The organism is Streptomyces sp. NPDC051133 (assembly GCF_040682635.1).
Classification (GTDB): domain Bacteria; phylum Actinomycetota; class Actinomycetes; order Streptomycetales; family Streptomycetaceae; genus Streptomyces.
On sequence record NZ_JBFBBK010000005.1, the window covers coordinates 47,141 to 73,402 of the forward strand.

Sequence of the window (26,262 nt, forward strand, 5' to 3'; positions counted from 1 at the left end):
CTGTCGTACGACCCCGGTGCGCGCCGGAGTACTCACATCTGGGACATTTTTCTATGCGCAAGAAGACGTTCGCCGCGGCCGCGCTGCTCGCCGCCGCCACCCTGACCCTCTCCGCCTGCGGCAGCGGGGACGACGCCAAGTCGCCCGTCACCGTCGTCTCGGCGGGGTCCGACTTGGGCAAGGCGGGCACCGTCCTCGACCAGCCGTTCGAGAAGCCGGACCTCGTCCTCACCGACACGCACGGCAAGAAGTACGACCTCCGCAAGGAGACCCAGGGCCACCCGACCTTGCTCTACTTCGGCTACACGCACTGCCCCGACATCTGCCCGACGACGATGAGCAACATCGCCGTCGCCAAGAAGGCGCTGCCCAAGGCCGAGCAGAACGACCTGCGGGTCGTCTTCGTCACCACCGACCCCGGCCGTGACACCCCGGCCGAGCTGGGCAAGTGGCTCAAGGGCATCGACCCGCAGTTCATCGGTCTCACCGGCGACTTCGCCACCGTCGAGGCGGGCGCCCGCTCCGTCGGCATCTCCGTGGAGCCGACGACGAAGGACAAGAACGGCAAGCTCGTCTCGGTCCACGGCACCCAGGTCATCGCCTTCTCGCCGAAGACGAACGGCGGGTACGTCCTCTACGGCGAGGACGCCACGGTCGACGACTACACCAAGGACCTGCCCAAGCTGGTCGAGGGGGCCAAGCCGTGAGGCGTCGTGCCGTCCTGACCGCGGTGACGCTCACCGGGGCCCTCGCCCTCGCGGGCTGCTCCGGATCCGGCTCCGGATCCGCGGCGGCCGACCTGTCGGTGAACGGGCCATACATGCCCCAGCCGGTCTCCGCCGACATGGCCGCCGGCTTCCTGACGATCATCAACACGGGCGCGGCGAAGGACGAGCTGACCTCGGTGACCAGTAACGTCGCCGGGCAGGTGACCATGCACAGCACCATGGGCGGGGCCATGGAGGAGGAGCCGTCCTTCGCCATACCCGCGCACGGCCGGCTCGTGTTCAAAAGCGGTGGCAACCATCTGATGTTCGAGAAGCTGAAGCGAAAGCCGAGGCAGGGCCAGACGGTCACCGTGAAACTCACCTTTGCCAAGTCCGGGCCCCTCACCGTCGAGATGCCGGTGAAGTCCGCCACGTACAACCCGTCGACCGGCCACTGACGGAGGGACCACCTTGACGCGGACCATCACCCCCCGCCTGCGCACGCTGCTGCTGCTGTTCCTCGCCGTCACCGGCGCGCTGCTGGCGGGCGCTTCACCGGCCTCCGCGCACGCGGCGCTGACCGGCAGCGACCCCGCACAGGGGGTGGTGGTCAAGCAGGCGCCCACGCAGGTGTCGCTGACGTTCTCCGAGAACGTGGCGATGAACGGCGACTCCCTGCGCGTCCTCGACCCCAGGGGCAAGCCGGTGCAGACCGGCGCACCCGCCAACGTGAGCGGGACGACGTACGCCGTGCAGCTCAAGAGCGGCCTCGGCAAGGGCACCTACACGGTCACCTACCAGGTCGTCTCGGCGGACAGCCATCCCGTGTCCGGCGCCTACACCTTCTCCGTCGGGGCGCCCTCGCAGACCGTCGTCTCCGGTGACGCCCCCGCGGCCGGCGGCGGGGTGGTCGGCTGGCTCTACGCCTTCGGGCGGTACGTGTCGTACGCCGGTTTCATCGTGCTCGCGGGCGGCGCGGCCTTCGTGCTCGCCTGCTGGCAGCGCGGCGCGGGGGTACGGGCCTTGCAGCGGCTGGTCGTCGGCGGCTGGCTGGCGCTCACCGCGGCCACTCTGTGGCTGCTGCTCCTGCGCGGCTCGTACACCACCTCCGGGAAGGTCGGCGACGTCTTCGACCTCGACCTGCTCGGCCAGGTGCTGCAGACCAAGACCGGTGCCGCGCTGGTCTCCCGGCTGCTGCTGCTCGCCGCCGCCGCGCTGTTCATCGCCGTCCTGTTCGGCGCCTACACCCGGCGCGAGGAGGGCGAGGAGAAGCGGGACCTGACGTTCGGGCTCGCGATCGGCGGCGTGGTCGTCGCGGCGGGGCTCGCCACCAGCTGGGCGATGGCCGAGCACGCCTCGGTCGGGCTCCAGCCGGGCATCGCCATGCCCGTCGACGTCATCCACCTGCTCGCCGTCGCCGCCTGGCTGGGCGGCCTCACCGCCCTCCTCGTCGCCCTCTACCGGGCGCCCGCCGAGGCCCCGGTCGAGGCCGTCGCCGTCCGCCGCTTCTCCCGCCTGGCCTTCGGCTCGGTCCTCGCACTGGTCGCCACCGGCACCTACCAGTCCTGGCGCCAGCTCGGCTCCTGGTCGGCGTTCACCGACACCCGGTACGGGCAGCTGCTGCTGGTCAAGATCGGACTGGTGGCGCTGCTGATCGGTGTCGCGTCGGTCTCACGGCGCTGGACGGGACGACTGGGGGACGCGGTCGCCGCCGCGGGGAAGCCGAAGAAGACGGAGAAGACGGAGACGGCGGAGACGGGCGCCAAGGCCGAGCGGACCGAGGCGGCCGAGAAGGCGCGGGTGTCTGCGTCGAAGGCGTCCGGCGCGGGCAAGGCGGCGGCCACCGGCAAGGCGTCCGGTACCGGCAAGGCGGCCGGCGACGGCGACTCCCGGCGTGCCGACCAGCTCGCCCGGCAGCGGGCCGCGGTCGACGCCGCCCGGCGGAAGCGGCTGCGGGACGCCGACCCCGACCGCTTCGGGCTGCGCCGCTCGGTGTTCGCCGAGGCCGGCGTCGCGATCGTCCTCCTCGCCGTCACCACCGCCCTGACCCAGACCGAGCCGGGCCGCACCGAGCAGGAGGCCAGGGCCGCGAGCTCGTCGTCCAGCGCCGCCACCACCCCCTCGAACGGCGCCCTCACCCTGGACATGCCCTTCGACACCGGCGGCACCGACGGCAAGGGCGTGGTCAGCATCGACCTCGACCCCGCGCGCGTGGGCGGCAACGAGATGCACGTCTACGTCCAGCGGCCCAACGGCCGGGCCTTCGACATCCCGGAGGTGAAGGTCTCCTTCACCCTCGAGGCGAAGAAGATCGGCCCGCTCCCCGTGAACCCCGACCACATCACGACCGGCCACTGGTCGGCGAGCGGAGTGCAGATCCCCATGGCAGGCGACTGGAAGATCGCCGTCACTGTGCGGACCTCCGACATCGACCAGGTGACCGTCTCCAAGAACGCGCAGATCGGCTGAACCACACCATGCCCGACCAGTCCGTCCCTCAGGCGCGCAAGGCCGAGTCCGTCGTGCCGGAACCCGCCTCCGACAGCGGCGGCATCTCCCGGCGCACCCTGCTCGGCACCGCCGGTGCCACCGGGCTCGTCCTCGGCGCCGCCGGCGGTGCCGTGGGTTATGCCTCCGCCCCCGCCCAGGCCACCGCGCTGACCTCCGTGGGCTCCGACCGGGCGATGTTTCACGGGAAACATCAGCCCGGCATCACCGAGGGACTCCAGGCGCGCGGCCATCTCGCCGCCTTCGACCTGGTGGCGGGTGCGGGCCGCAAGGAGGCGGCGGCCCTGCTGCGCCGCTGGTCGACGACGGCCGAGCGGCTGATGGCGGGTGAGGCCGCCCCGCACGACGACACCGACGTGGCCCGGGACGCGGGCCCCTCCTCGCTCACGGTCACCTTCGGCTTCGGACACGGCTTCTTCGCGCGGACCGGCCTGGAGAAGCAGCGGCCGAGCGCGCTGGACCCCCTGCCGGACTTCTCCTCCGACCACCTCGACAAGGCACGCAGCGACGGCGACCTGTGGGTGCAGATCGGCGCCGACGACGCCCTGGTCGCCTTCCACGCCCTGCGCGCGATCCAGAAGGACGCGGGCGGCGCTGCCCGGATCCGCTGGCAGATGAACGGCTTCAACCGCACCCCGGGCGCCACGCCCCACCCCATGACGGCCCGCAACCTCATGGGCCAGCTCGACGGCACCCGTAATCCGAAGCCGGCCGACTCCGACTTCGACCGGCGGATCTTCGTTCCGGCCACGGGCGACCCCGCCTGGATGGCGAACGGCTCCTACGCCGTCGTGCGCCGCATCCGCATGCTCCTGGACGACTGGGAGAAGCTGTCGCTCACCGCGCAGGAGCAGGTCATCGGGCGCCGCAAGGCCGACGGTGCGCCGCTGTCCGGGGGCGCCGAGACGACGGCGATGGACCTGGAGAAGACCGACGCCAAGGGCGGGTACGCCGTCCCGATCAACGCGCACGCCCGGATCACCCGGCCCGACCAGAACGGCGGCGCGGCCATGCTGCGGCGCCCGTTCTCCTACCACGACGGCTTCGGCGCGGACGGCACACCGGACGCCGGTCTGCTCTTCGTCTGCTGGCAGGCCGACCCGCTGCGCGGCTTCGTACCGGTGCAGCGCAAGCTCGACCGGGGCGACGCGCTGTCGCGGTTCATCCGGCACGAGGCGAGCGGACTGTTCGCGGTGCCGGGCGGGGCGGCGAAGGGCGAGTACGTGGGACAGCGCCTGCTGGAGGGGTAGTCCGGGGTTGACCCGGCTTACTGGGCTTTCCGGGCCCAAACCACACGGTCGGGTGACTCCGGTGAGACGCCTCGGCCCGGGCGCCCCGCGGCCATTAGGGTGAGGCTATGCCAGCGAGCTATGCGTATCTCGGCCCCGAGGGCACCTTCACCGAAGTCGCCCTGCGCACGCTTCCGGAAGCGGCCACCCGCGAGCTGATCCCGTATGTATCGGTGCAGTCCGCGCTGGACGCGGTGCGGGCCGGCGAGGCCGAGGCGGCTTTCGTGCCGATCGAGAACTCGGTCGAGGGCGGCATCACCACCACCCTGGACGAACTGGTCGCGGGCGAACCGCTGATGATCTACCGCGAGGTGCTGCTGTCCATCACCTTCGCGCTGCTGGTCCGGCCCGGCACGAAGCTCACGGACATCAAGACGGTCTCCGCCCACCCGGCCGCCCAGCCGCAGGTGCGCAACTGGCTGCGCACGAACCTCCCGGACGCCCTCTGGGAGTCGGCCGCCTCCAACGCGGACGCCGCCCGCCTGGTCCAGGAGGGCCGCTACGACGCCGCCTTCGCCGGCGAGTTCGCCGCCGCCCGGTACGGTCTGGAGGCCCTGGAGACCGAGATCCACGACGCGGAGAACGCGCAGACCCGGTTCGTGCTGGTCGGCCGCCCGGCCCGGCCCGCCGCGCCGACCGGCGCCGACAAGACCTCGGTGGTGCTGTGGCAGCGGGACGACCACCCCGGTGGCCTGCGCGACCTGCTCGGCGAGTTCGCCTCCCGCGGCATCAACCTCATGCTGCTGCAGTCCCGGCCGACCGGCGCGGGCATCGGCAACTACTGCTTCTGCGTCGACGCCGAGGGCCACATCTCCGACCGCCGGATGGCGGAGGCGCTGATGGGCCTGAAGCGGATCTGCCTCCAGGCGCGTTTCCTCGGTTCCTATCCGCGCGCCGACATCACCCCCGGCGAGGCCCGGCCGACCCTGCCGGGCACGTCGGACGGCGAGTTCATGGGGGCGGCGGACTGGGTGGCGCGCTGCCAGGACGGCCGGTTCTAGAGGCGGGCGGTTCGAGACCGGTTCCGGCGGGGTCGTAGGCTGCTTCCGGTCAGTACTACCTGCATATCTTCGTTATCCACAGAAGTTATCCACAGGTCCGCTTCTCGACCTGGGGACAAGTCGACAAGGGTGTGTGAGCCAGTCGACAAATCGCCCTACAAGTCCCCGATGGGGCCACCGTCCGTCAGGTCACCCTTCGTCCACTCGTTTCCTTTGGTTCATCTTTTAGGGCGACCTTTTTCCACCCGAAAGCGGGTGTCGGCGACCTTTGACCCGGGAATTCCTCAGTCCGGTGGAGAGTTCCGGAGTGATCAATTCCGAAATCCACAGTCCTTCCACACAGCCTGTGGATAACTCTCGCGGAGGTGTGGATTCCTGTGGACAGCGAGACCGCTAAGTCCCGCTCTCCACAAGGGAATCCGGTCAACCCGTCGCCCGGAGGGTGCCCCGTCCCAGGGAGTGAGACGCTTTTCCTTGACACGCCGCGCAATTCACCCATAACGGAACGTAAGCGACGCATCACGACTCCTCGGAATAGTGATTCGTGAGCGGCAACCCCACACCGGTAGCCTTGGTCCCGTGATTGACCTTCGCCTGCTTCGTGAGGACCCCGACCGTGTGCGCGCGTCCCAGCGCGCCCGTGGAGAGGACGTCGCGCTCGTCGACTCCCTCCTGTCTGCCGACGAGCGGCGCAGGTCCTCCGGCGTCCGCTTCGACGAGCTGCGTGCCGAGCAGAAGCAGCTCGGCAAGCTGATCCCCAAGGCCGCCGCCGACGAGAAGGCCGAGCTGCTCAAGCGTGCCGAGCAGCTGAAGGCCGACGTCAAGGCCGCAGACGCCGAGCGCGACGCGGCCGACGCCGAGACCCAGCAGCTGCTGCTCCGGCTCGGCAACCTCGTCCACCCGGACGTGCCCGTGGGCGGCGAGGAGGACTTCGCCACCCTCGAGACGCACGGCACGATCCGTGACTTCGGCGCCGAGGGCTTCGAGCCCAGGGACCACCTGGAGCTCGGCCAGCTGCTCGGCGCGATCGACGTCGAGCGCGGCGCCAAGGTCTCCGGCTCCCGCTTCTACTTCCTCACCGGCGTCGGCGCCCTGCTGGAGCTGGCCCTGGTGAACGCGGCGATCGCCCAGGCCACCGCGGCCGGCTTCACGCCGATGCTCACCCCGGCGCTGGTCCGCCCGCAGTCCATGGCGGGCACCGGCTTCCTCGGCCAGGCGGCCCAGGACGTCTACCACCTCGACAAGGACGACCTGTACCTGGTCGGCACCTCCGAGGTCCCGCTCGCGGCCTACCACATGGACGAGATCATCGACGCCGACAAGCTGCCGCTGCGGTACGCGGGCTTCTCCCCGTGCTTCCGCCGTGAGGCCGGCTCGCACGGCAAGGACACGCGGGGCATCTTCCGCGTGCACCAGTTCGACAAGGTCGAGATGTTCTCGTACGTCGCGCCCGAGGACTCCCAGGCGGAGCACCAGCGCCTGCTGGAGTGGGAGAAGCAGTGGCTGACCTCGCTGGAGCTGCCGTTCCGCGTCATCGACGTCGCCACCGGTGACCTCGGCTCCTCGGCCGCCCGCAAGTTCGACTGCGAGGCGTGGATCCCGACCCAGGGCAAGTACCGCGAGCTGACCTCGACCTCGGACTGCACCGAGTTCCAGTCCCGCCGCCTGTCGATCCGCGTCCGCGACGGCAAGCAGGTCAAGCCGCTCGCCACCCTCAACGGCACGCTGTGCGCCGTTCCGCGCACCATCGTGGCGATCCTGGAGAACCACCAGCAGGCCGACGGCTCCGTCCGGGTCCCCGAGGTGCTCCGCCCCTACCTGGGCGGCCGCGAGGTCCTGGCGCCGGTCGCCAAGTGACCGGGTTCCCGTACCGGCTGATCGCCACCGACCTCGACGGAACGCTCCTGCGTTCCGACGAGTCGGTCTCGCGGCGCACCCGTGACGCGCTCGCCGCGGCCACCGCGGCGGGCGCGGCCCACATCGTCGTCACCGGCCGCGCGGTCCCCTGGACCCGGCACATCCTGGACGACCTCGGCTACGACGGCCTCGCCGTCTGCGGCCAGGGCGCGCAGGTCTACGACGCCGGGGCGCACCGCCTGCTGACGTCCGTGACCCTGGACCGGCAGCTGGCGGGCGTGGCCTTGGCGAAGATCGAGGCCGAGGTGGGCCCGCTGTACCTGGCGGCGAGCCGTGACGGCCTGGACGGCGAGGTGCTGGTGGGCCCGGGGTACGCGGTCACCGGCAAGCTGCCGGCGACGCCGTTCGAGGACGCCTCCGACCTCTGGAAGGCCCCCCTCAACAAGATCTACGTCCAGCATCCGACGCTGGGCGACGACGAGCTGGCGGAAGCGGCCCGGCAGGCCGCAGGCGGCTTCGTGACGGTGGCCATGGCGGGCGAGGGCATCGTGGAGCTGCTCCCGCTGGGCCTGTCGAAGGCCACGGGCCTGTCCCTGGCGGCCCGCCGCCTGGGCCTGAAGGCCGCGGACACGATCGCCTTCGGCGACATGCCGAACGACATCCCGATGTTCGCCTGGGCGGCTCGGGGCGTGGCCATGGCCAACGCCCACGAGGAGCTCCGCTCGGTGGCCGACGAGGTGACGTCCTCCAACGAGGAGGACGGCATCGCGGTGGTGCTGGAACGGTTGCTGGCGTAGGGGTCGCGACCGCCGTGGGCAGGCGTTCCGCAGGGCGGAACGGGTGGGCACGGCCTGCGGCACCGGGTACCTTCCCGGCCGGCTCCAGGCCTCCCCGACCACCATCGTGGCCATGTCACAGTGACAACGTCTCGCGGAGGATGCACGGATCGAACGTGCGCGGGGTCGCCCCCGACCATGGCTGCTTTCAATCAAACACAGTGCAAGCCAGTGCCTTACCACTCGGCCAATCCTCCGGGTGGGCGGCCCACGCGAGAGACACATCGCGTGCTCGAAGCGGCCGCCCCGGGCTGTCCCCTGAGCTCTACGGAGGAGTGAGGATCACTCCGGAGCCCGCCTCGGACTGCCCTGACGGGAGTTGGGCGTACTGCCGTGCATGGACATCGCCCACCTCCTCTCCCAGCACGCGGCGCCGGGACGTTCCCGGCGGATGGGGCACAACCACTGTGCCCCAGGGCCGAGTTGGACGCCATCGAATTACCGGCGGCGCCACCTGCGGCGCCGCGCCCTGCTGAAGAACCAGCCGGCCGGCGGCTCGTCGGAGCGCCACGGCTGCGGCTCGGGCGCCTCGGCCCGCCAGCGGGCGGCGAGCATCCGGGCCCGGGCGGACGGCTCGGAGGTGTCGGCGGCCCGTACGAAGTCCTCGTCCAGCACGACGTCGTTCCACGCGTCGGCGGCCTCCGCGTCCCGCCGACCGCGCCCGCCGCTTCGCCGTATCTCCTCTGCCATCACCGGCCTCCTAGCCGTGCATCCGATCCGCCCAGTCTGCGCGGACCGAGGTGAAGTCCCCGTCAAGGCCGCCGGGCCCGGACGGGGAGCCGCAGAGCGCCTACTCCTCGCCCGCCAGCGTCAGCGACCGCAGCTTCTGTCCCGCGTACCACGTGGCCAGCACGGTGACCGCGACCAGCAGCACCGTGGCCGTCGGCAGGCTCACGTCGGAGGTGATCAGGTCCCCGCCGGCCAGCTTGTGGGCGACGGCCAGCGACCACTGCTGGACGCTGAGCGTGCGCGCGCCGGGCACCAGGGAGCCGAACAGCGCCTCCCAGACCAGCGCGTAGACGAGCCCGAAGACCACCGCGTGCCGGGAGACCGTGCCGAGCAGCAGGAACAGCGCCGAGTAGGCGATGGAGGAGATCAGCGCGGCGACCGTGTAGGCGACGGCGATCTGCTGGCCGTTGCCGTTCAGGATCAGGCCGGCGATCAGCGTGGGCACCGCCGAGAAGACCATGGTCACGGCGATCGCGACGATGAGCTTGGTGAAGATGATCGCGGGCCGCTTCAGGGGCTTGGACAGCAGGTAGACGACGGAGCCGTCGTCGATCTCCGGGCCGATCGCGCCCGTGCCCGCGATGACGCCGATGATCGGCACCATCGTGGCGAGGGCGAAGCCGCCGAGGACGTCGGAGGCCGTCTGGTCGTCGGCTCCGGTCAGGACGCGCACGGCGACGGAGATCACGATCAGCAGCAGCGGCAGCGCGCCGAGGATGAGAGCTCGGCGGCGGCCGAGCAGGGCCCGGTAGGTGAGCCGGGCGACGGTGGGGTCGTACATCTTCGGCCTCCTACGCCGCGACCAGGTACGAGAAGACGGACTCCAGGGACTCGTCGGACGGCGAGACCGTGAGGAGCCGGATGCCGTGGTCCCTGGCGACCTTCGGCAGCAGGGAGGTGAACCGGCCGAAGTCGACGGCCTGGATGCGCAGCGCGCCCTCGGCGTGGTCGACCTCGATGCCGGACGTGGACGGGTCGGCGATCAGCGCCGCCGCGAGGGCGCGGTCGTCGCTGGAGCGGACCAGATAGCGGTGCGGGCGGTCGGTCATCAGCCGGCGGATCTTCCGGAAGTCGCCGCTGGCCGCGTGCCGGCCGGCGACGACGACCTCGATGTGCCGGGCGAGCTGCTCGACCTCTTCGAGGATGTGCGAGGAGAACAGCACCGTGCGGCCCTCGTCGCCCATCTTCCGCAGCAGTTCCATGAGGTGCATGCGCTGCCGCGGGTCCATGCCGTTGAACGGCTCGTCGAGCAGGAGCAGCGACGGGTCGTGGACGAGGGCGCTCGCCATCTTCACGCGCTGGCGCATGCCCTTGGAGTACGTGGAGATCTTCCGGTCCTGCGCGTACTCCATCTCGACGGTGGCGAGGGCGCGCTGGGCCGCCTTGTCGCCGAGGCCGTGCAGTTCGGCGTTGGCGACGACGAACTCGCGGCCGGTGAGGAAGTCGTACATCGCCTCCCGCTCGGGGACGATGCCGATGTGCCGGTAGATCCGCTCGTTGCGCCACACCGGCTGTCCGTCGAGGGTGACCGTGCCGGTGGAGGGGGCGAGGAAGCCGCCCATCATGTTGATGAGGGTGGACTTTCCGGCGCCGTTGGGCCCGAGCAGGCCGGTGACGCCGGGGCCGATGGTCATGGTGATGTCGTTGACGGCGACCACGTTGCCGAACCAGCGGGAGACGTGGTCGAGGCTCAGTGTGGTCACAGTCCCACCTTCTTGTAGCGGCGCGTCAGCAGGCCGTAGCAGCCGGCGATGAGGCCGAGGACGACCAGGACGTAGACCACGCCCTGTCCGGCCGACGGGTCGACGGCCCCGGGATTGCGGGCGGTGGCGCCGAGGAAGGCCGACTGGACCCCGTCGATGAGCGTGATCGGCGAGAACAGCCCGATCCACGGGATGGCATCGGTGTGGTTCTGCACGTCGGCGATGGCCTGGAGCGTGCTGACCGCGCCGTAGGAGATGACCATCACGGCGATCACGGCGGCGATGCCGAAGCCCCGGCGCGGGGTGACGGCGGCGATGACGAGACCGATGCCGGCGAAGAGCAGGGAGAGCAGGGCCACGGAGACCAGTCCCTCGGCGAATTCCTTCGTCTGGTGGGCGAAGCCCAGCTTGGACAGCAGCGCGCCCACGTACATCACGAGCAGGGGAGCGGCGGTCAGGATGAAGATCGCCGAGGCGAGCGAGGCGAACTTGGCGCGCACGTAGTCCGCGGTCTCGATGGGCCGTGAGAAGTACAGCGGCACGGTCTTGAAGCGCAGGTCCCGGGAGACGGCCTGGGGCGCCTGCGCGGCGACGTACAGGCTGACCACGGCCTGCATCATGATCCCGTAGCGGGTGTAGGCGACCGGCAGTTCGTGCGCCTTGGTGGCGACCGCGACGGCCACCATGATGGCGGCGGGCACGCACATCACCGCGAACAGCAGCATGGGCAGCACCTTGGACTTCACCGAGCGGCCGAGGCCGTAGGCGCCGCGCAGGGACTGCGAGTACAGGGAGCGGCGGGCGTAGGCACGGCCGAGGCGTGGGCCGTCGTAGCCGCGGTAGCCGATGTCGTGGATGCGGGACCGGTCGCCGGCGGGCGTGGCCGGGGGATGCTCAACCGCCATGTCCGACGGCCTCCTTCCGCTGCTCGTCGCTGCCGGTGAACACCTCGGAGATGTGGTGCCGGCGCTGTTCCATGCGCACCAGGCCGAGGCCCAGGTCGGCCACCACGTCGCGCACGAGGTCGTACGTCTCCTCGCCCGCGGCCGTCAGCAGCAGGATGTGTCCGGCGCCGGGCAGGCCCGCGCCCTCCGCGTGGGTGTCGACCCCGCGCGCGCGGAGCGCCTCGCGGAGCGCGTGGGTGCCGTCCGGGTGCGCGTCGCTGTCGGTGACCTCGATCGCGAGGGTGGTCGTGGTCTGGGTGAAGTCGGTGGTGGAGCTGGAGCGCAGGAGTTTGCCGCCGTCGACGACGACGACGTGGTCGCAGGTGCGCTCCAGCTCCCCGAGGAGATGGGAGGTGACCAGGACCGAGATCCCGAACTCGGTGTGGATGCGGCGGATCAGGCCCAGCATCTCGTCGCGGCCGACCGGGTCCAGGCCGTTGGTCGGTTCGTCCAGGAAGACCAGCTGGGGGTCGTGCACCAGCGCCTGGGCGAGCTTCACCCGCTGCTTCATGCCGGTGGAGTAACCGCCGATGGGGCGGTAGCGCTCCTCGTAAAGGCCGACGTGGCGCAGGGTGTCCGCGGTGCGCTCGCGGGCGGCGGTGGGCGGCAGGCCGGACATGCGCGCCATATGGACGACGAACTCGGTGGCCGAGACGTCCGGCGGCAGGCAGTCGTGCTCCGGCATGTAGCCCACGCGCTCGCGGATGGCGGCGCCCTTGGTGGCGACGTCGAGGCCGAGCACCTCGGCGCGGCCCTCCGTGGCGGGGGACAGACCCAGCAGGATCTTGATCAGGGTGGACTTGCCGGCGCCGTTGGCTCCGACGAGTCCCGTCACACCGGGCCCGATGTCCACGGACAGCCGGTCGAGCGCGGTCACCCGGGGGAACCGCTTGCTCAGGCTTTCGGTCGCGATCACAGTCACGTCATCGAAGGTAGTGATCCGGACCACGCGGGTCGTCAGACCTCAGAGCCGTCTTCGCGTCAGACCCAGGTATTACGGGGCCCTAAGGGATGCCCCACCCAAGGGTTACCGCGAGTTGTCCACAGGCCGCGACCTCCCTATTGACGCCATCTCTAACAACTGTCACATTCACCAGTGTCAAGTTACGGACGCGTACCGCGGTCGACGGGGCGAGCGGCCGAGTCGACGGCACGACGGGACGGGGCGGCATGACGACGGCAGTGAGCAGTGAACTCTCCGTGGAGCTGCGGGGGTTCAGGCGGGTGCAGCGCCTCGCCTACGAGTGTGCGGAGGCGGTCGCGGCGCGGCTGCAGCCGGGCGTCACCGAGCGCGAGGCGGCGCGGATGCAGCGCGAGTGGCTGCGCGAGCGCGGGGTGCGGGACTGGTTCCACCTGCCCTTCGCCTGGTTCGGGGACCGTACGGCGTTCACGGGCTTCCGCGTTCCGCTGCAGTTCTTCCCGACGGACCGCGCGCTGGAGCCCGGGATGCCGTTCATCCTGGACATGGCGCCGGTGTTCGAGGGATACACGGCGGACATCGGCTACTCGGGTTCGCTGGGCGTGAATCCGGTGCAGGACCGGCTGATGGCCGACCTGGAGGCACACCGGGCGCTGATCCTGCGCGAGGTGCGCGAGCGACGCCCGCTGCGGGAGATCTACGAGGACGTGGACCGGCTCATGGTCCGCCAGGGGTACGCCAACCGGCACCGGGCGTACCCGTTCGGGGTGATCGCCCACAAGGTGGACCGCGTGAAGCAGCGCCGTTTCTCGCCGCATCTGTTCGGGTTCGGCACGCAGTCCCTCAAGGGCCTTGCCGCCGACGCGTTGCACGGCCACCGCGAGGGCTGGTCGCCCCTCTGGTCGCCGTACCGCTTCTCGGACCACCCGCCGCAGCCGGGCCTGTGGGCGGTCGAACCCCACCTCGGCTTCCGGGGTACGGGCGCGAAGTTCGAGGAGATCCTCGTGGTCACCGACTCGAAGGACCCCGGGGAGAGCGCGTTCTGGCTGGACGACGATCTGCCGCACGTGCGGCGCTGGGCGGAGGAGAAGTGACGGCGGACGGGGCGGGGAAGGTGGCGGACGTGACGCTGAAGGGGGCGCGGGAGCGCCGGGTGGCGACCGGTGGGGTCGAGCTGTGCGTGGCCGAGCTGGGCGACCCGGAGCAGCCGACGGTGGTGCTGGTGCACGGCTACCCGGACAGCAAGGAGGTCTGGTCGCAGGTCGCGGTCCGGCTCGCCGACCGCTTCCACGTGGTCCTGTACGACGTGCGGGGCCACGGTCGCTCCACGGCGCCCGAGCCGCTGCGCGGCGGCTTCACCCTCGCCAAGCTCACCGACGACTTCCTCGCCGTCGTGGACGCGGTGAGCCCGGACCGGCCGGTGCACCTGGTGGGCCACGACTGGGGCTCGGTGCAGTCCTGGGAGTTCGTGACGGTCGGCCGCACGGAGGGCCGTATCGCCTCCTTCACGTCGATGTCCGGGCCGTCCCTGGACCACTTCGGGCACTGGATCAACGCGCGCGTGAAGCGTCCCACGCCGCGCCGGGTGGGCCAGCTCCTCGGCCAGGGCGCCAAGTCCTGGTACGTCTACCTGCTGCACACGCCCGTGCTGCCCGAGCTGGCCTGGCGCGGCCCGCTGGGCAAGCGCTGGCCGAAGATCCTCCAGCGGGTGGAGAAGGTCCCCGGCGACGGCTACCCGACCTCCTCGCTCCCCTCCGACGCGGCCCACGGCGCCTGGCTGTACCGGGACAACGTCCGCGCCCGGCTGCGCAGGCCCCGCCCGGACGCGTACGCACACGCGCCCGTGCAGCTCATCACGCCCCAGGGCGACGCGTTCCTCTCGGAGCGCCTGTACGACGACCTGGGGCAGTGGGCCCCGCAGCTGACCCGCCGCACCCTCCCGGCCAAGCACTGGATCCCCCGCACCCGGCCCGACCAACTGAGCACCTGGATCGAGGAATTCGTCATGTCCGTGGAAGGCGGCCGCCCCGAGCCGAAGGCCTCCGGCCGCCACGCCGACCGTTTCGGCGGGCAGTTGGTGCTGGTCACCGGTGCGGGCAGCGGGATCGGCCGGGCCACGGCGTTCGCGTTCGCGGAGGCGGGTGCGCGCGTGGTGGCCGTCGACCGCGACACCGAGGCCGCCGCCCGCACCGCCGAGCTGTCCCGGCTGATCGGCGCCCCCGAGGCCTGGGCCGAGACGGCGGACGTCTCCGACGAGCAGGCCATGGAGAAGCTCGCCGAACGCGTGCACCGCGAGTACGGCGTGCTGGACGTGCTGGTCAACAACGCCGGCATCGGCCTGTCGGGCTCCTTCTTCGCCACCACGACCGACGACTGGCGCAAGGTCCTGGACGTGAACCTCTGGGGCGTCATCCACGGCTGCCGCCTCTTCGGCGCCCGCATGGCCGAGCGGGACCAGGGCGGCCACATCGTCAACATCGCCTCCGCGGCCGCCTTCCAGCCGTCCCGTGCCCTGCCCGCGTACAGCACCTCCAAGGCGGCCGTGCTGATGCTCTCCGAGTGCCTGCGCGCCGAACTCGCCGGTCGGGGCATCGGGGTGAGCGCGATCTGCCCCGGCATCGTCAACACCAACATCACCTCGACGGCCCGCTTCGCCGGCGTCGACGAGGCGGAGGAACGCCGCCGCCAGAAGAGCACGGCCCGGCTGTACGGGATGCGCAACTACCCGCCGGAGAAGGTGGCCGAGGCCGTTCTGGACGCGGTGATCCGTAACAAGGCGGTGGTACCGGTGACGCCGGAAGCCCGGGGCGCGCACCTCATGTCCCGTTTCGTACCGGGGGCGTTGCGGCGGATCGCGCGGGTGGAGCCGAGGCTGTGAGCGGCCGGGCCGGCCGGGTGACCGGGCCATGACCGACCGGACGGCCCACAAGGCCTACCGCATCGAGGACTTGGCCCACCGGACCCGCACCACCGTGCGCACCATCCGGGCCTACCAGGACCGCGGCCTGCTCCCCCGCCCCAACCGCCAGGGCCGCGCCAACCTCTACTCCGAGGCCCACGTCACCCGCCTTCACCAGATCGCCCACCTCCTCGACCGCGGCTACACCCTGGCGTCCATCAAGGAACTGCTGGACGCCTGGGACACCGGCCGCGGCCTGGGCGGAGTCCTCGGCCTGGTCACGGAGGTGGAGGGCCCGTGGACGGACGAACGGCCCGACCGCATCACGCGCGCCGAACTCGACGCCCGCTTCGGCGGCACCCCGGACGACGACGCCGTGGCCGAGGCTGTCGAACTCGGCGTACTGGAACCGATCGACGGAGATCCCGACGCGTTCCTCGTCCCGAGCCCTCAAGAGCTGTCCGTGGCGGTCGAGTTGCACGCGGCCGGGGTGCCGCTGTCCGCGATCTCCTCGCACCTGCGGGAGTTGAGGGGCCAGGTGGAGCACATCGCCGCCCGATTCCTGGAGTTCACCACCGAGTACGTGTTCGCGCGCTACCTGGAGGACCCCGCCCACCGCACGGACGCACACGCGGCCGAAGCGGCCTCGCTCGTACGCCGGCTCCGCCCTCTCGCCCAGCAGACGGTGGACGCGGAACTGGCGCGGGCCATGCGGGTGTTGGCCACGCACCACCTGCGCAGCCACCTCGGCACGCAGGAGCCGCCGGAGCCGCCGGAGCAACACTCCGGCACCCGGTACGTCCCCCTGCCCGCAGAGACGATCACCGCTGTGGAAGCGCTGGTTGGAAGGGACCACGTCTCCGAGTTCGTCCGCCTCTCTGCTGAACGGGAAGTCAGAGCCAGGGCGTTGGATGCACTGTATCCACCCGGACCTGACGGCACAGAGGTTGACGAATCTCCGTAAAGAGCACGTCAGTTGTCCACAGGATCGTCAATTCGCCTGTGGATAAGCCGACTTGCCTGTGGATCAAACCTGCGACCAAAAACGAGCTGCGTGATCCACGCCTCTCGCGCACGCTGGACGCATGGACGAAAGACGCACCGTGAGGGTGTCGAAGTATCTCTCCAAACACCTGCGCCATCAGCCCGAGCGCATCGGGCTCACGCCGGACCAGGGCGGCTGGGTGGAGATCGACACGCTGATCAGCGCTGCCGCCGCGCACGGATTCCGTTTCACGCGCGAGGAACTGGACCACGTGGTGGCCGCCAACGACAAGCAGCGCTTCGTGATCGAGGGCACCAGGATCCGCGCCAGCCAGGGCCACAGCATCGACGTCGACCTGGGACTGCCCCCTACGGCCCCGCCGCCGTACCTCTACCACGGGACCGTCGCCCGCACCCTGGACGCGATCCGGTCGGAGGGCCTCAAGCCCATGAACCGGCACGCCGTGCACCTCTCCGCCGACCGCGAGACCGCCACCCGGGTCGGCGCCCGCCGGGGCCGGCCCGTGGTACTCACCGTCGACGCCGGCGCCATGCACCGCGACGGCCACGTCTTCCACGTCAGCGCCAACGGCGTCTGGCTGACACAGGCCGTACCACCGCGCTACCTGCGCTTCCCCGGGCCCCGCTGAGAGCGGCGGTTCGGACCCCCCGGTGACACGGGCCCCGCTCGGAGTTCATGATCGGTGGTATGGACCACCTGCCCGAGCATCTGCCCACCACCGAGGCCGCCGTCACCGCCTTGCGCGTCCTCGCCGCCCACTACGCGCGCGAGATCGAGGTGACCGACGACATCGGCGCCGACCAGACCTCCCGCCGCAGCTCCTCGGGCGTCGGCGTGGTCACGGACCCGGACGGCTCCCTGCCGCACGAGGCGTACGTCGAGTTCGGCGGCCTGCCCCGGGTGAGCGTCCGGCTCTACCCGGAGGACGACGCGCTGATCACCGTCGAGGGCATCGAGTGCCCCGACGTCCCGCGCGACGACGTGCCCGCCTTCCTCCGCTCCGTCTTCGAGGACCTGGCCCACGTCAGGGCGCGCCGGTTTCCGCCCGGCTACCGTCTCGTCGTCCCGCTGCCCGGCGACCGCACGTACAAGGAGTACGTACCCATGACCCTGCTCAGTCCGTGGTTGAGCGGCCGCGTACGGTGACCTTTTCGGCCGTTGCCTGCGGAGCCGCTTACTCTCGGACGCATGAGTCTGCGTCTGAGCACCGTGATCCTGCCCTACCGCCGCTGGAGCGAGGGCGGCCGTTCGGCCTGGACCCGGGCCGAGCAGCTCGGCTTCCACACCGGATACACCTACGACCACCTGTCCTGGCGGAGCTTCCGTGACGGCCCCTGGTTCGGCGCGATCCCGACGCTGACCGCCGCCGCGGGCGTCACCGACCGACTGCGCCTGGGCACGCTGGTCACCTCGCCGAACTTCCGGCACCCGGTGACCCTCGCCAAGGAGCTGATCTCCCTCGACGACGTCTCCGGCGGCCGGGTCACCCTGGGCATCGGCGCCGGCGGCACCGGCTTCGACGCGACCGCGCTCGGCCAGGAGCCGTGGAGCCCGCGCGAGCGCGCGAACCGGTTCGCCGAGTTCGTGCCCCTGCTCGACCGCCTGCTCACCGAGGACGCGGTGACGCACGAGGGCGAGTTCTACTCGGCGAACGAGGCGCGGAACATACCGGGGTGCGTGCAGCGGCCCCGGCTGCCGTTCGCGGTGGCGGCCACCGGCCCGCGCGGCCTGAAGCTCGCCGCGCGGCACGGCCAGGCGTGGGTGACCACCGGCGACCCGAAGCTGTACGAGACCGGCACCCCCGAGCAGTCCGTCGAGGCGCTGCGCGGACAGATCGGCAAGCTGACCGAGGCGTGCGCGGCGGCCGGGCGGGACGTGGCCGAGCTGGACAAGGTCCTGCTCACCGGCTTCACCCCCGACCGGGGCCGGCCGCTGGAGTCCCTGGACGCCTTCGTGGACTTCGCCGGCCGCCACCGGGAGCTGGGCTTCACCGAGATCGTCATCCACTGGCCCATCCCGGACTCCGACTTCGCCGCGGACGAGAAGGTCTTCGAGCAGATCGCTCTGGAGGCCCTGGCCCAGCTGGGCTGACGGACGCCCGGCTCACGCCCGGCCGACGTCCCGATCACGCCCGGCGTCCGCCGGGCGTCATCTGTGTCTCATCTGTGCGCAGTTCCGCACGACCGTGCGGGCATATGCGCGAGAATAGCCCGGTGACCTCAGCGACCAGACAGCCCGGGACCCCGTCCGCCGCCCTACGGCCGCGGCTGATCGCCACCGACCTCGACGGCACTCTGCTGCGCGACGACAAGTCGGTCTCCCCGCGCACGGTCGCCGCCCTGGCCGCCGCGGAGGAGGCCGGCATCGAGGTCTTCTTCGTCACCGGCCGCCCGGCTCGCTGGATGGACGTCGTCAGCGACCATGTCCACGGCCACGGGCTGGCGATCTGCGGCAACGGCGCGGCCGTCGTCGACCTGCACGGCGGCCCCGGCGCCCACTGGTTCGTCAAGGTGCGCGAACTTGCCCGGGAGAACGCCCTGGACTCCGTACGGCTGCTGCGCGAGGCGGCACCCGGCACGGTGTTCGCGGTCGAGCAGACGTACGGCTTCCACCAGGAGCCGGACTACCCCAAGCTGCACAGGGAGATACCGGACCATCTCCTGCCCGCGGAGAAGCTGCTCGCGCCCGACGGCCCGGGCGCCGACCAGCCCGTGCTCAAGATCCTCGCCTACCACCCGGACCTCGACCCCGACGCCTTCCTCACGCTCGCCCGGATCGCCGTCCGGGACCGTGCCAACGTCACCCGGTCAAGCCCCAGCGCCCTGCTCGAACTCAGCGGCCCCGCCGTCTCCAAGGCCAGCACGCTCGCCCTGTGCTGTGCCGAGCGGGGCATCTCGCACGAGGAGGTCGTCGCTTTCGGGGACATGCCCAACGACGTCGAGATGCTGACCTGGGCCGGCCAGTCGTACGCGATGGGCAACGCCCACCCGGACGTCATCGCCGCCGCGTCGGGCCGCACGGTCGCCAACAACGAGGACGGGGTGGCGGTCGTGATCGAGCAACTCCTCGCGCGGCGCGACTAGCCCCTCACCGAGCAGCCCTCGGTCGCCTCTTCGGTGACCAGCCCCTCACCGGGGAGCCCCTGATGGCTGCTCGGTGGCTTTCTCAGGGGCTCCCTCACGGTGCCCCCACCAGCGACTCGGCCTCGGCCTCCCGCTGGACCATCGCCCGCAACGGCCCGGTGACCGCGGCCAGCTGCGCGTACGTCCCCCGCTGCACCACCCGGCCCGCGTCCAGGACGATCACCTCGTCCACCGCGTCCAGGCCCGCGAGCCGGTGCGTGATCAGCAGGGTCGTACGGCCCTCGGTGGCTTCCAGCAGGTCGGCGGTGAGCGCGTCGGCCGTCGGCAGGTCCAGCTGCTCGGCGGGCTCGTCGAGGACCAGGACGGGGAAGTCGGCCAGCAGCGCCCGGGCCAGCGCCAGCCGCTGTCGCTGGCCGCCGGACAGCCGGGCCCCGTGCTCGCCGACCAGGGTGTCCAGACCGTCGGGCAGCCCGTCCGCCCAGTCCAGCAGCCGGGCCCGGTCCAGCGCCCGGCGCAGATCGGCCTCGGTGGCGTCCTTCCGGGCCAGCAGCAGGTTCTCGCGCACCGAACTGTCGAAGAGGTGCGCGTCCTGCGCGCACAGCCCGACGAGCCGCCGCACGTCGTCACCGGCCAGCGCGCAGGCGTCCACCCCGGCGAGCGCGTACGAGCCCGCCTGCGGGTCGAGGAAGCGCAGCAGCACCTGGGCGAGCGTCGTCTTGCCGGAACCGGACGCCCCCACCACGGCGATCCTGCGGCCCCGTTCCAGCGTGAGATCGAAGGCGGCCAGCGCCTCCTCCCGCTGCCCCGCGTGCCGCGCGGCCAGCCCCTTGATCACCACCGGGAACGGTGACGCGGGCGCCTGCCGGGGCTGCTCGGGCTCGCGTACGGGCTCGGGCGCGTCCAGCACCTCGTACACACGCTCGGCGCTGCGCCGCACCCGCTGCCGGTACCGCACGGCGAGCGGCAGCCCCAGCACGGCCTCGAAGGCGGCCAGTGGGGTGAGGACGACCACGGCCATGGCCACACCGCTGAGCCGGCCCGCGGCCACCGCCTGAGCGCCGAGCAGCGCGCCGGCCGTGACGGTGAGGCCGGAGACCAGCGCGGTCAGCCCGTCGCCGAGCGCGGTGACGGCGGCGGCGCGCGAGGCGATCCGGGTGAGGGTGCCGTCGGCCCTGCGGGTCGCGTCCCTACGGGCGGGCAGCGCACCGGCGACGGTCGACTCGGCGGTGCCGGTGAGCAGATCGGTGACGCGGGTCGCGAGCACTCCTCGGGCGGGCGCCAGCCGGCGCTCGGCCCGCCGGGCCACGGTCGCGGTGACGAGGGGAACGCCGACGCCGGCCGCAAGCAGACCCGCCGCAAGCGCGGCTCCGGCCTCGGGGAGCAGCCAGGCCGTGAAGCCGACGGAGACGACGGAGACGGCGACGGCTGCGCCGGCGGGCAGCAGCCAGCGCAGCCAGTAGTCCTGGAACGCGTCCACGTCCGCGACCAGTCGGGTGAGCAGATCGCCCCGGCGGGCGGTGCGCAGCCCGCCGGGGGCGAGGCGCTCCAGACGCTGGTACACGGCGACCCGGGTGTCGGCCAGCATCCGCAGTACGGCGTCGTGCGACACCAGCCGCTCCGCGTACCGGAACACGGCCCGGCCGATCCCGAAGGCCCGTGTGGCCGTCACGGCCACCATCAGATACAGCACCGGCGGCTGTTGCGAGGCCCGCGAGATGAGCCACCCGGAGGTCGCCATCAGCCCGACGGCGCTGCCGAGCGCCAGAGTGCCGAGCAGCGACGCCAGGACGAGCCGGCCGCGCTGGGCCCCGGCAAGTCCCCGAACCCGCGCAAGCACACGCCGGGAACCACCCGACGCCGCGTGCGCCGGACCGCTCTCCGGCCCGCGGGGCAGGTCCGGCAAGTCTTGTGCCGGCACGCCGAGGGGTCTCAGCCCTCTGGAGGGCCCGGTGTCCCGGCGCTGCGCCGTCGGCTCCTCCAGCCGCACCACCCGATCGGCCACCGACAACAACGCCGGCCGGTGCACCACGAGCAACACCGTGCGCCGGGCGGCCAGCCTCCGCACCGCCGCGACGATCTCCCCCTCCGTCGCCCCGTCCAGCGCAGCCGTCGGCTCGTCCAGCAGCAGCACGGGCCGGTCGGCGAGAAAGGCCCGCGCGAGAGCCAATCGCTGCCGCTGCCCCGCCGACAGCCCGGCCCCGTCCTCGCCGAGCACGGTCTCGGTTCCCTCGGGCAGCGCGTCCACGAACTCCAGCGCTCCCGCGTCCTCCAGCGCCCGGCGTACGGTGATGTCGTCCGCGTCGGGCCGGGCCAGCCGCACGTTCTCCGCGATGCTCCCGGCGAACAGATGGGGCCGCTGCGGCACCCATGCGATCCGCGACCGCCACTCCGCCAGATCGAGGCCGGACAGCTCGGCTCCCCCGATCCGGACCCGGCCCTCGGTGGGCTGGACGAATCCGAGCAGCACGTTCAGCAGCGTCGACTTGCCCACACCACTGGGTCCGACCAGTGCGACGGTCTCACCCGGCGCGACGGTGAAGGACACCTCGGATACTGCGTCCGCAGCACGGCCGGGGTAGCGGACGGTGACACCTTCGAAGGCCACCGCGCCCTCGGGCACCGCGCCGTTGCCGGACGCCGGGACCGGTGTCTCCAGCACGGTGAAGATCTCCTCGGCGGCGGCGAGCCCCTCGGCCGCCGCGTGGTACTGCGCGCCCACCTGGCGCAGCGGCAGATAGGCCTCCGGCGCCAGCACCAGGATCATCAGGCCGACGTACAGATCCATATCTCCGTGCACCAGCCGCATGCCGATCGTCACGGCGACCAGCGCGACCGACAGCGTGGCGAGCAGCTCCAGCGCGAAGGAGGAGAGGAAGGCGATCCGCAGGGTGCGCAGGGTGGCGTGGCGGTACTCGCCGGTGATCCTGCGGATGGACTCGGCCTGCGCCTTGGCCCGGCCGAACACCTTCAGCGTAGGCAGGCCGGCGACCACGTCCAGGAAGTGCCCGGACAGCCGGGACAGCAGCCGCCACTGCCGGTCCATCCGGGACTGGGTGGCCCAGCCGATCAGCATCATGAAGAGCGGAATGAGCGGCAAGGTGCCGACGATGATCGCCGCCGACACCCAGTCCTCGGTGACGATCCGCGCCAGCACCGCGACCGGCACGACCACCGCCAGTCCCAGCTGCGGGAGGTAGCGCGAGAAGTAGTCGTCGAGGGCATCGACCCCGCGGGTGGCCAGGGTGACCAGCGAGCCGGTCCGCTGGCCGCTCAGCCAGCCCGGGCCGAGCGCCGCCGCCCGGTCCAGAAGCCGCTGCCGCAGCTCGGACTTGACCGCCGCGCCGGCCCGGTGGGCAGCCAGTTCGGTGAGCCACGCGACAACCGACCGGCCCACGGCAACCGCCGCCAACAGAAGCAGGGGAGTGCGCAGTTCAGCGACCGACTGCCCGTGCTGGAAGGCGCCGACGACGATCTCGGCGATGAGCATCGCCTGGGCGATGACCAGGCCGGCGCCGACGGCTCCGAGGCCGACGACCGCAGCAAGGAAGAAGCGGGTGGCCCGGGCATAGCGCAGAAGGCGCGGATCGATGGGTTTCACGTGAAACATGCCCTTCGGTCCAGAGGGTGTGTTTCACGTGAAACACACCCTCGGCGGACTCAGTGTGCGGGTTCGGCGATGTGCTGCGTGCCGATCCGCTTGCGGAACACCCAGTAGGTCCAGCCCTGGTAGAGCAGGACGATCGGTGTGGCGATCGCCGCCAGCCAGGTCATGATCTTCAGGGTGTACGGGCTCGACGAGGCGTTGCTGACCGTCAGGCTCCAGCTTCCGTCGAGCGTGGACGGCATGACGTTCGGGAAGAGCGACAGGAAGAGCATCGCGACGGAGGCCACGATGGTGACGCCGGACAGCGCGAACGACCATCCCTCACGCCCCGCCTGATTGGCCACCAGCGCGGCCACCAGCGCGACCACCGCCACGACCAGAGCCACCATGCTCTTGCCGTCACCACTGTGGGCCTGTGTCCACAGCAGGAAGGCCAGAGCCAGGACGGCGGTGAGGACGCCGACCCGCAAGGCCAGCTTCCGCGCCCGCACCCGGATGTCCCCCACCGTCTTGAGCGCGGTGAACACCGCCCCGTGGAAGGTGAACAGGGTGAGGGTCACCAGGCCACCGAGCAGCGCGTACGGGTTGAACAGATCCCAGACGCTGCCGACGTACTCGAAGTGCTGGTCGATCTTCACGCCCCACGCGATGTTCCCGAAGGCCACGCCCCACAGGAACGCCGGGATCAGCGAGGTCCAGAAGATCGCGGTCTCCCAGTTGCGCTGCCAGTTCTCCTCGGGGCGCTTCGCCCGGTACTCGAAGGCGACGCCCCGGACGATCAGGCAGACCAGGATGGCCAGCAGGGGCAGGTAGAAGCCGGAGAAGAGGGTGGCGTACCACTCCGGGAAGGCGGCGAAGGTCGCACCGCCCGCCGTGAGCAGCCACACCTCGTTCCCGTCCCAGACGGGACCGATGGTGTTGATCAGCACCCGCCGCTCGGGCCGGTTGTGAGCCAGCAGCTTGGTGAGGATCCCGACTCCGAAGTCGAAGCCCTCCAGGAAGAAGTAGCCGGTCCACAGGACGGCGATCAGGACGAACCAGACGTCGTGAAGTTCCATGACTGTTTCCCTCGGCCTAGTACGAGAAGGCCATCGGCTTGTCGGCGTCACGGGTGTCGCCGCCGATCTTCGTGGGCGGATTGAGGTCGGCCTCGGTCAGCTCGGGCGGGCCGGCCTTGACGTACTTCGCGAGCAGCTTGACCTCGACCACGGCGAGGATCGCGTACAGCGTCGTGAAGACGGCCATGGAGATGAGGACCTCCCCCTGGGAGACACCGGGGGAGACCGCGTCGCGGGTCTGCAGGACGCCGTAGACGACCCACGGCTGGCGGCCCATCTCGGTGAAGATCCAGCCCCAGGAGTTGGCGATCAGCGGGAAGGCCATGGTCCAGGTCGCGATGCGCCAGAACCAGGGCGTCAGCTGCGGGCTGAGCGCCTTGTTCTTGAACAGCACCAGGTGCGGCACCTCGTCCTCGCCGACCCTCAGGGCTTGCGGCAGCATGAACTTCTTGCGGGTCAGCCAGAGCCCGGCGAGGCCGATGGCGAAGGAGGCCATGCCGAAGCCGATCATCCAGCGGAATCCCCAGAAGGCGACGGGGATGTTGGGACGGTAGTCGCCGGGGCCGAACTTCTGCTGCTCGGCCTTGTTGACGTCGTTGATCCCGGGGACGGACGAGGTGAAGTCGTCGTTGGCGAGGAAGGACAGCAGGCCCGGTATCTCGATGGCCACGGTGTTGTGGCCCTTCTCCACGTCGCCGTAGGCGAAGATCGAGAACGGCGCCGGCTTCTGGCCGTCCCACAGCGCCTCGGCGGCAGCCATCTTCATCGGCTGCTGCTTGAACATGACCTTGCCGAGGGTGTCACCGCTGATCGCGGTGAGCAGCCCGGCGATGACCACGGTGACCAGACCGAGCCGCAGCGAGGTCTTCATCACGCGGATGTGCTTCTTGCGGGCCAGGTGGTAGGCGGCGATGCCCACCATGAAGGCGCCACCCGTCAGGAAGGCCGCGGACAAGGTGTGGAAGGCCTGGCTGAGCGCGGTGTTCTGGGTCAGCACGGCCCAGAAGTCGGTCAGCTCTGCGCGCCCCTTGACCTTGTCGATCTTGTAGCCGACGGGGTGCTGCATCCAGGAGTTGGCCGCGAGGATGAAGTACGCCGACAGGATCGTGCCGATCGAGACCATCCAGATGCAGGCCAGGTGGATCTTCTTGGGCAGCTTGTCCCAGCCGAAGATCCACAGGCCGATGAAGGTGGATTCGAAGAAGAACGCGATCAGTGCCTCGAAGGCGAGCGGGGCACCGAAGATGTCGCCGACGAAGCGTGAGTAGTCCGACCAGTTCATGCCGAACTGGAACTCCTGCACGATGCCGGTGACCACGCCCATGGCGATGTTGATCAGGAAGAGCTTGCCCCAGAACTTCGTCGCTCTGAGGTACTTCTCGTCCTCCGTGCGCACCCAGGCCGTCTGCAGCCCGGCCGTGAGAGCGGCCAGGGAGATCGTCAGCGGGACGAACAGGAAGTGGTAGACGGTGGTGATGCCGAACTGCCAGCGCGCCAGTGTCTCCGGCGCCAGGGCCAAGTCCACGTCGTCACTCTCCTTACTACGCCGTGGTACAGCGGCGGTTTGCCCCGTTTTGTTGCGCACATACGGAGCAATCGGGACGCGCTTGTGAACGCGTTCACATTCACAAGCCATTATGACGCACTGATTTTCGGCAATAGAAGGGGGGTCCCCCCTTCGCCTTCTCGTCAAGGCCTTGGCAGCGACTTCAACATCTTGTTGAATTGCGCGCCATGCAGATACGTATTTCCTGGCCCGCGGGCAACATCACCGCGACCCTCGACGACAGCTCACCCACCACCGAGGCCCTCACCAAGGCGCTTCCGCTCACCTCCACCGCCCACACGTGGGGCGAAGAGGTGTATTTCGACACAGGCGTCTCTGTTTCACGTGAAACGGACGCCCGGCAGGTGGTGGAGCCGGGCACGGTGGCCTTCTGGACGGACGGCGACGCGCTCGCCCTCCCCTACGGGCCCACGCCGATCTCGCGAGGCGCCGAGTGCCGCCTCGCGAGTCCGTGCAACGTCCTGGGGCGTCTCGACGGAGACGCCCGCGCCCTGGCGACCGTGCGGGACGGCGACCCCGTCCGCGTGGAGTGCGTGGACGCCAGGGACTGAT

At 70.9% G+C, this 26,262-nt stretch carries 23 protein-coding genes and 1 tRNA gene; 15 read left to right on the forward strand and 9 right to left on the reverse strand.

Annotation, left to right across the window (positions count from 1 at the left end; all coding sequences use genetic code 11):
• Positions 1-53 precede the first annotated feature (53 nt).
• The 7 genes from AB0N17_RS07820 (at position 54) to AB0N17_RS07850 (ending at position 8,159) form a co-directional block, all read left to right on the forward strand.
• Positions 54-707: an SCO family protein gene (locus tag AB0N17_RS07820; protein WP_366010271.1), complete on the forward strand. Its 654-nt coding sequence runs from the start codon at positions 54-56 to the stop codon at positions 705-707.
• Positions 704-1,165 (forward strand): copper chaperone PCu(A)C, encoded by a 462-nt coding sequence (locus tag AB0N17_RS07825; RefSeq protein WP_366010272.1) that lies wholly within the window; start codon positions 704-706, stop codon positions 1,163-1,165. Before AB0N17_RS07820 ends, AB0N17_RS07825 begins: the two co-directional genes overlap by 4 nt.
• Positions 1,166-1,178: 13 nt before the next feature.
• The gene (locus AB0N17_RS07830) at positions 1,179-3,176 is read left to right on the forward strand and encodes a copper resistance protein CopC (RefSeq protein WP_366010273.1); all 1,998 of its coding nucleotides are present in this window, start codon (positions 1,179-1,181) and stop codon (positions 3,174-3,176) included.
• An 8-nt stretch (positions 3,177-3,184) separates the two neighbouring features.
• Positions 3,185-4,465 carry an iron uptake transporter deferrochelatase/peroxidase subunit gene (gene efeB, locus AB0N17_RS07835; RefSeq protein WP_366010274.1) on the forward strand — a complete coding sequence of 427 codons (1,281 nt, stop codon included), beginning with the start codon at positions 3,185-3,187 and terminating at the stop codon, positions 4,463-4,465.
• A gap of 107 nt (positions 4,466-4,572) precedes the next feature.
• Positions 4,573-5,505: a prephenate dehydratase gene (gene pheA, locus AB0N17_RS07840; protein WP_366010275.1), complete on the forward strand. Its 933-nt coding sequence runs from the start codon at positions 4,573-4,575 to the stop codon at positions 5,503-5,505.
• A 579-nt stretch (positions 5,506-6,084) separates the two neighbouring features.
• Entirely contained in the window at positions 6,085-7,362 is a 1,278-nt protein-coding gene (serS, locus tag AB0N17_RS07845; RefSeq protein WP_366010276.1) for a serine--tRNA ligase, read from the forward strand.
• Positions 7,359-8,159 (forward strand): HAD family hydrolase, encoded by an 801-nt coding sequence (locus tag AB0N17_RS07850; protein WP_366010277.1) that lies wholly within the window; start codon positions 7,359-7,361, stop codon positions 8,157-8,159. The genes serS and AB0N17_RS07850 overlap by 4 nt, the downstream gene beginning before the upstream one ends.
• Positions 8,160-8,293: 134 nt before the next feature.
• On the opposite strand, the gene AB0N17_RS07855 is transcribed toward AB0N17_RS07850, so the two are convergent.
• The 6 genes from AB0N17_RS07855 to AB0N17_RS07880 form a co-directional block, all read right to left on the reverse strand.
• Positions 8,294-8,395 (reverse strand) — tRNA-OTHER (locus tag AB0N17_RS07855).
• A gap of 241 nt (positions 8,396-8,636) precedes the next feature.
• Positions 8,637-8,888 carry a hypothetical protein gene (locus AB0N17_RS07860; protein WP_366010278.1) on the reverse strand — a complete coding sequence of 84 codons (252 nt, stop codon included), beginning with the start codon at positions 8,886-8,888 and terminating at the stop codon, positions 8,637-8,639.
• Between the two features lie 100 nt (positions 8,889-8,988).
• Entirely contained in the window at positions 8,989-9,708 is a 720-nt protein-coding gene (locus AB0N17_RS07865) for an ABC transporter permease (RefSeq protein ID WP_366010279.1), read from the reverse strand.
• Positions 9,709-9,718: 10 nt separating this feature from the next.
• Positions 9,719-10,630, reverse strand: coding sequence for an ABC transporter ATP-binding protein (locus AB0N17_RS07870; protein ID WP_366010280.1), 912 nt, complete (start codon positions 10,628-10,630; stop codon positions 9,719-9,721).
• On the reverse strand, positions 10,627-11,535 hold the full coding sequence (locus tag AB0N17_RS07875) for an ABC transporter permease subunit (RefSeq protein ID WP_366010281.1): 909 nt from the start codon (positions 11,533-11,535) through the stop codon (positions 10,627-10,629). Before AB0N17_RS07875 ends, AB0N17_RS07870 begins: the two co-directional genes overlap by 4 nt.
• Positions 11,525-12,490, reverse strand: coding sequence for an ABC transporter ATP-binding protein (locus AB0N17_RS07880; protein ID WP_366010494.1), 966 nt, complete (start codon positions 12,488-12,490; stop codon positions 11,525-11,527). Before AB0N17_RS07880 ends, AB0N17_RS07875 begins: the two co-directional genes overlap by 11 nt.
• Before the next feature lie 254 nt (positions 12,491-12,744).
• On the opposite strand from AB0N17_RS07880, the gene AB0N17_RS07885 reads away from it, so the two are divergent.
• The 7 genes from AB0N17_RS07885 (at position 12,745) to AB0N17_RS07915 (ending at position 19,481) form a co-directional block, all read left to right on the forward strand.
• A complete protein-coding gene (locus AB0N17_RS07885; RefSeq protein WP_366010282.1) occupies positions 12,745-13,587 on the forward strand; it encodes a M24 family metallopeptidase in 843 nt (280 codons plus the stop codon).
• Positions 13,588-13,616: 29 nt separating this feature from the next.
• Positions 13,617-15,371: an SDR family oxidoreductase gene (locus tag AB0N17_RS07890; protein WP_366010283.1), complete on the forward strand. Its 1,755-nt coding sequence runs from the start codon at positions 13,617-13,619 to the stop codon at positions 15,369-15,371.
• 28 nt (positions 15,372-15,399) lie between these two features.
• On the forward strand, positions 15,400-16,356 hold the full coding sequence (locus tag AB0N17_RS07895; RefSeq protein ID WP_366010284.1) for a MerR family transcriptional regulator: 957 nt from the start codon (positions 15,400-15,402) through the stop codon (positions 16,354-16,356).
• 121 nt (positions 16,357-16,477) lie between these two features.
• The gene (locus AB0N17_RS07900) at positions 16,478-17,026 is read left to right on the forward strand and encodes an RNA 2'-phosphotransferase (RefSeq protein ID WP_366010285.1); all 549 of its coding nucleotides are present in this window, start codon (positions 16,478-16,480) and stop codon (positions 17,024-17,026) included.
• Positions 17,027-17,073: 47 nt separating this feature from the next.
• Positions 17,074-17,544: a hypothetical protein gene (locus AB0N17_RS07905; protein ID WP_366010286.1), complete on the forward strand. Its 471-nt coding sequence runs from the start codon at positions 17,074-17,076 to the stop codon at positions 17,542-17,544.
• 42 nt (positions 17,545-17,586) lie between these two features.
• The gene (locus AB0N17_RS07910; RefSeq protein WP_366010287.1) at positions 17,587-18,489 is read left to right on the forward strand and encodes an LLM class flavin-dependent oxidoreductase; all 903 of its coding nucleotides are present in this window, start codon (positions 17,587-17,589) and stop codon (positions 18,487-18,489) included.
• A 122-nt stretch (positions 18,490-18,611) separates the two neighbouring features.
• A complete protein-coding gene (locus AB0N17_RS07915) occupies positions 18,612-19,481 on the forward strand; it encodes an HAD-IIB family hydrolase (RefSeq protein ID WP_366010288.1) in 870 nt (289 codons plus the stop codon).
• Positions 19,482-19,575: 94 nt separating this feature from the next.
• On the opposite strand, the gene cydD is transcribed toward AB0N17_RS07915, so the two are convergent.
• The 3 genes from cydD to AB0N17_RS07930 are packed head-to-tail and all read right to left on the reverse strand — an operon-like array spanning position 19,576 to position 25,668.
• Positions 19,576-23,079, reverse strand: coding sequence for a thiol reductant ABC exporter subunit CydD (cydD, locus tag AB0N17_RS07920; RefSeq protein ID WP_366010289.1), 3,504 nt, complete (start codon positions 23,077-23,079; stop codon positions 19,576-19,578).
• 59 nt (positions 23,080-23,138) lie between these two features.
• The gene (cydB, locus tag AB0N17_RS07925) at positions 23,139-24,143 is read right to left on the reverse strand and encodes a cytochrome d ubiquinol oxidase subunit II (RefSeq protein ID WP_366010290.1); all 1,005 of its coding nucleotides are present in this window, start codon (positions 24,141-24,143) and stop codon (positions 23,139-23,141) included.
• Positions 24,144-24,159: 16 nt separating this feature from the next.
• Entirely contained in the window at positions 24,160-25,668 is a 1,509-nt protein-coding gene (locus AB0N17_RS07930; protein ID WP_366010291.1) for a cytochrome ubiquinol oxidase subunit I, read from the reverse strand.
• 209 nt (positions 25,669-25,877) lie between these two features.
• On the opposite strand from AB0N17_RS07930, the gene AB0N17_RS07935 reads away from it, so the two are divergent.
• Positions 25,878-26,261: a cyclophilin-like fold protein gene (locus tag AB0N17_RS07935; protein ID WP_366010292.1), complete on the forward strand. Its 384-nt coding sequence runs from the start codon at positions 25,878-25,880 to the stop codon at positions 26,259-26,261.
• The last annotated feature ends 1 nt before the right edge of the window (position 26,262 follow it).

Bases quoted from the DNA above. Each gene is read 5' to 3' on its own strand.
- AB0N17_RS07820 (WP_366010271.1), top strand. From the start codon at position 54: ATGCGCAAGAAGACGTTCGCCGCGGCCGCGCTGCTCGCCGCCGCCACC.
- efeB (WP_366010274.1), top strand. From the start codon at position 3,185: ATGCCCGACCAGTCCGTCCCTCAGGCGCGCAAGGCCGAGTCCGTCGTG.
- pheA (WP_366010275.1), top strand. From the start codon at position 4,573: ATGCCAGCGAGCTATGCGTATCTCGGCCCCGAGGGCACCTTCACCGAA.
- AB0N17_RS07860 (WP_366010278.1), bottom strand. From the start codon at position 8,888: ATGGCAGAGGAGATACGGCGAAGCGGCGGGCGCGGTCGGCGGGACGCG.
- AB0N17_RS07865 (WP_366010279.1), bottom strand. From the start codon at position 9,708: ATGTACGACCCCACCGTCGCCCGGCTCACCTACCGGGCCCTGCTCGGC.
- AB0N17_RS07875 (WP_366010281.1), bottom strand. From the start codon at position 11,535: ATGGCGGTTGAGCATCCCCCGGCCACGCCCGCCGGCGACCGGTCCCGC.
- AB0N17_RS07885 (WP_366010282.1), top strand. From the start codon at position 12,745: ATGACGACGGCAGTGAGCAGTGAACTCTCCGTGGAGCTGCGGGGGTTC.
- AB0N17_RS07895 (WP_366010284.1), top strand. From the start codon at position 15,400: ATGACCGACCGGACGGCCCACAAGGCCTACCGCATCGAGGACTTGGCC.
- AB0N17_RS07900 (WP_366010285.1), top strand. From the start codon at position 16,478: ATGGACGAAAGACGCACCGTGAGGGTGTCGAAGTATCTCTCCAAACAC.
- AB0N17_RS07905 (WP_366010286.1), top strand. From the start codon at position 17,074: ATGATCGGTGGTATGGACCACCTGCCCGAGCATCTGCCCACCACCGAG.
- AB0N17_RS07910 (WP_366010287.1), top strand. From the start codon at position 17,587: ATGAGTCTGCGTCTGAGCACCGTGATCCTGCCCTACCGCCGCTGGAGC.
- cydB (WP_366010290.1), bottom strand. From the start codon at position 24,143: ATGGAACTTCACGACGTCTGGTTCGTCCTGATCGCCGTCCTGTGGACC.
- AB0N17_RS07935 (WP_366010292.1), top strand. From the start codon at position 25,878: ATGCAGATACGTATTTCCTGGCCCGCGGGCAACATCACCGCGACCCTC.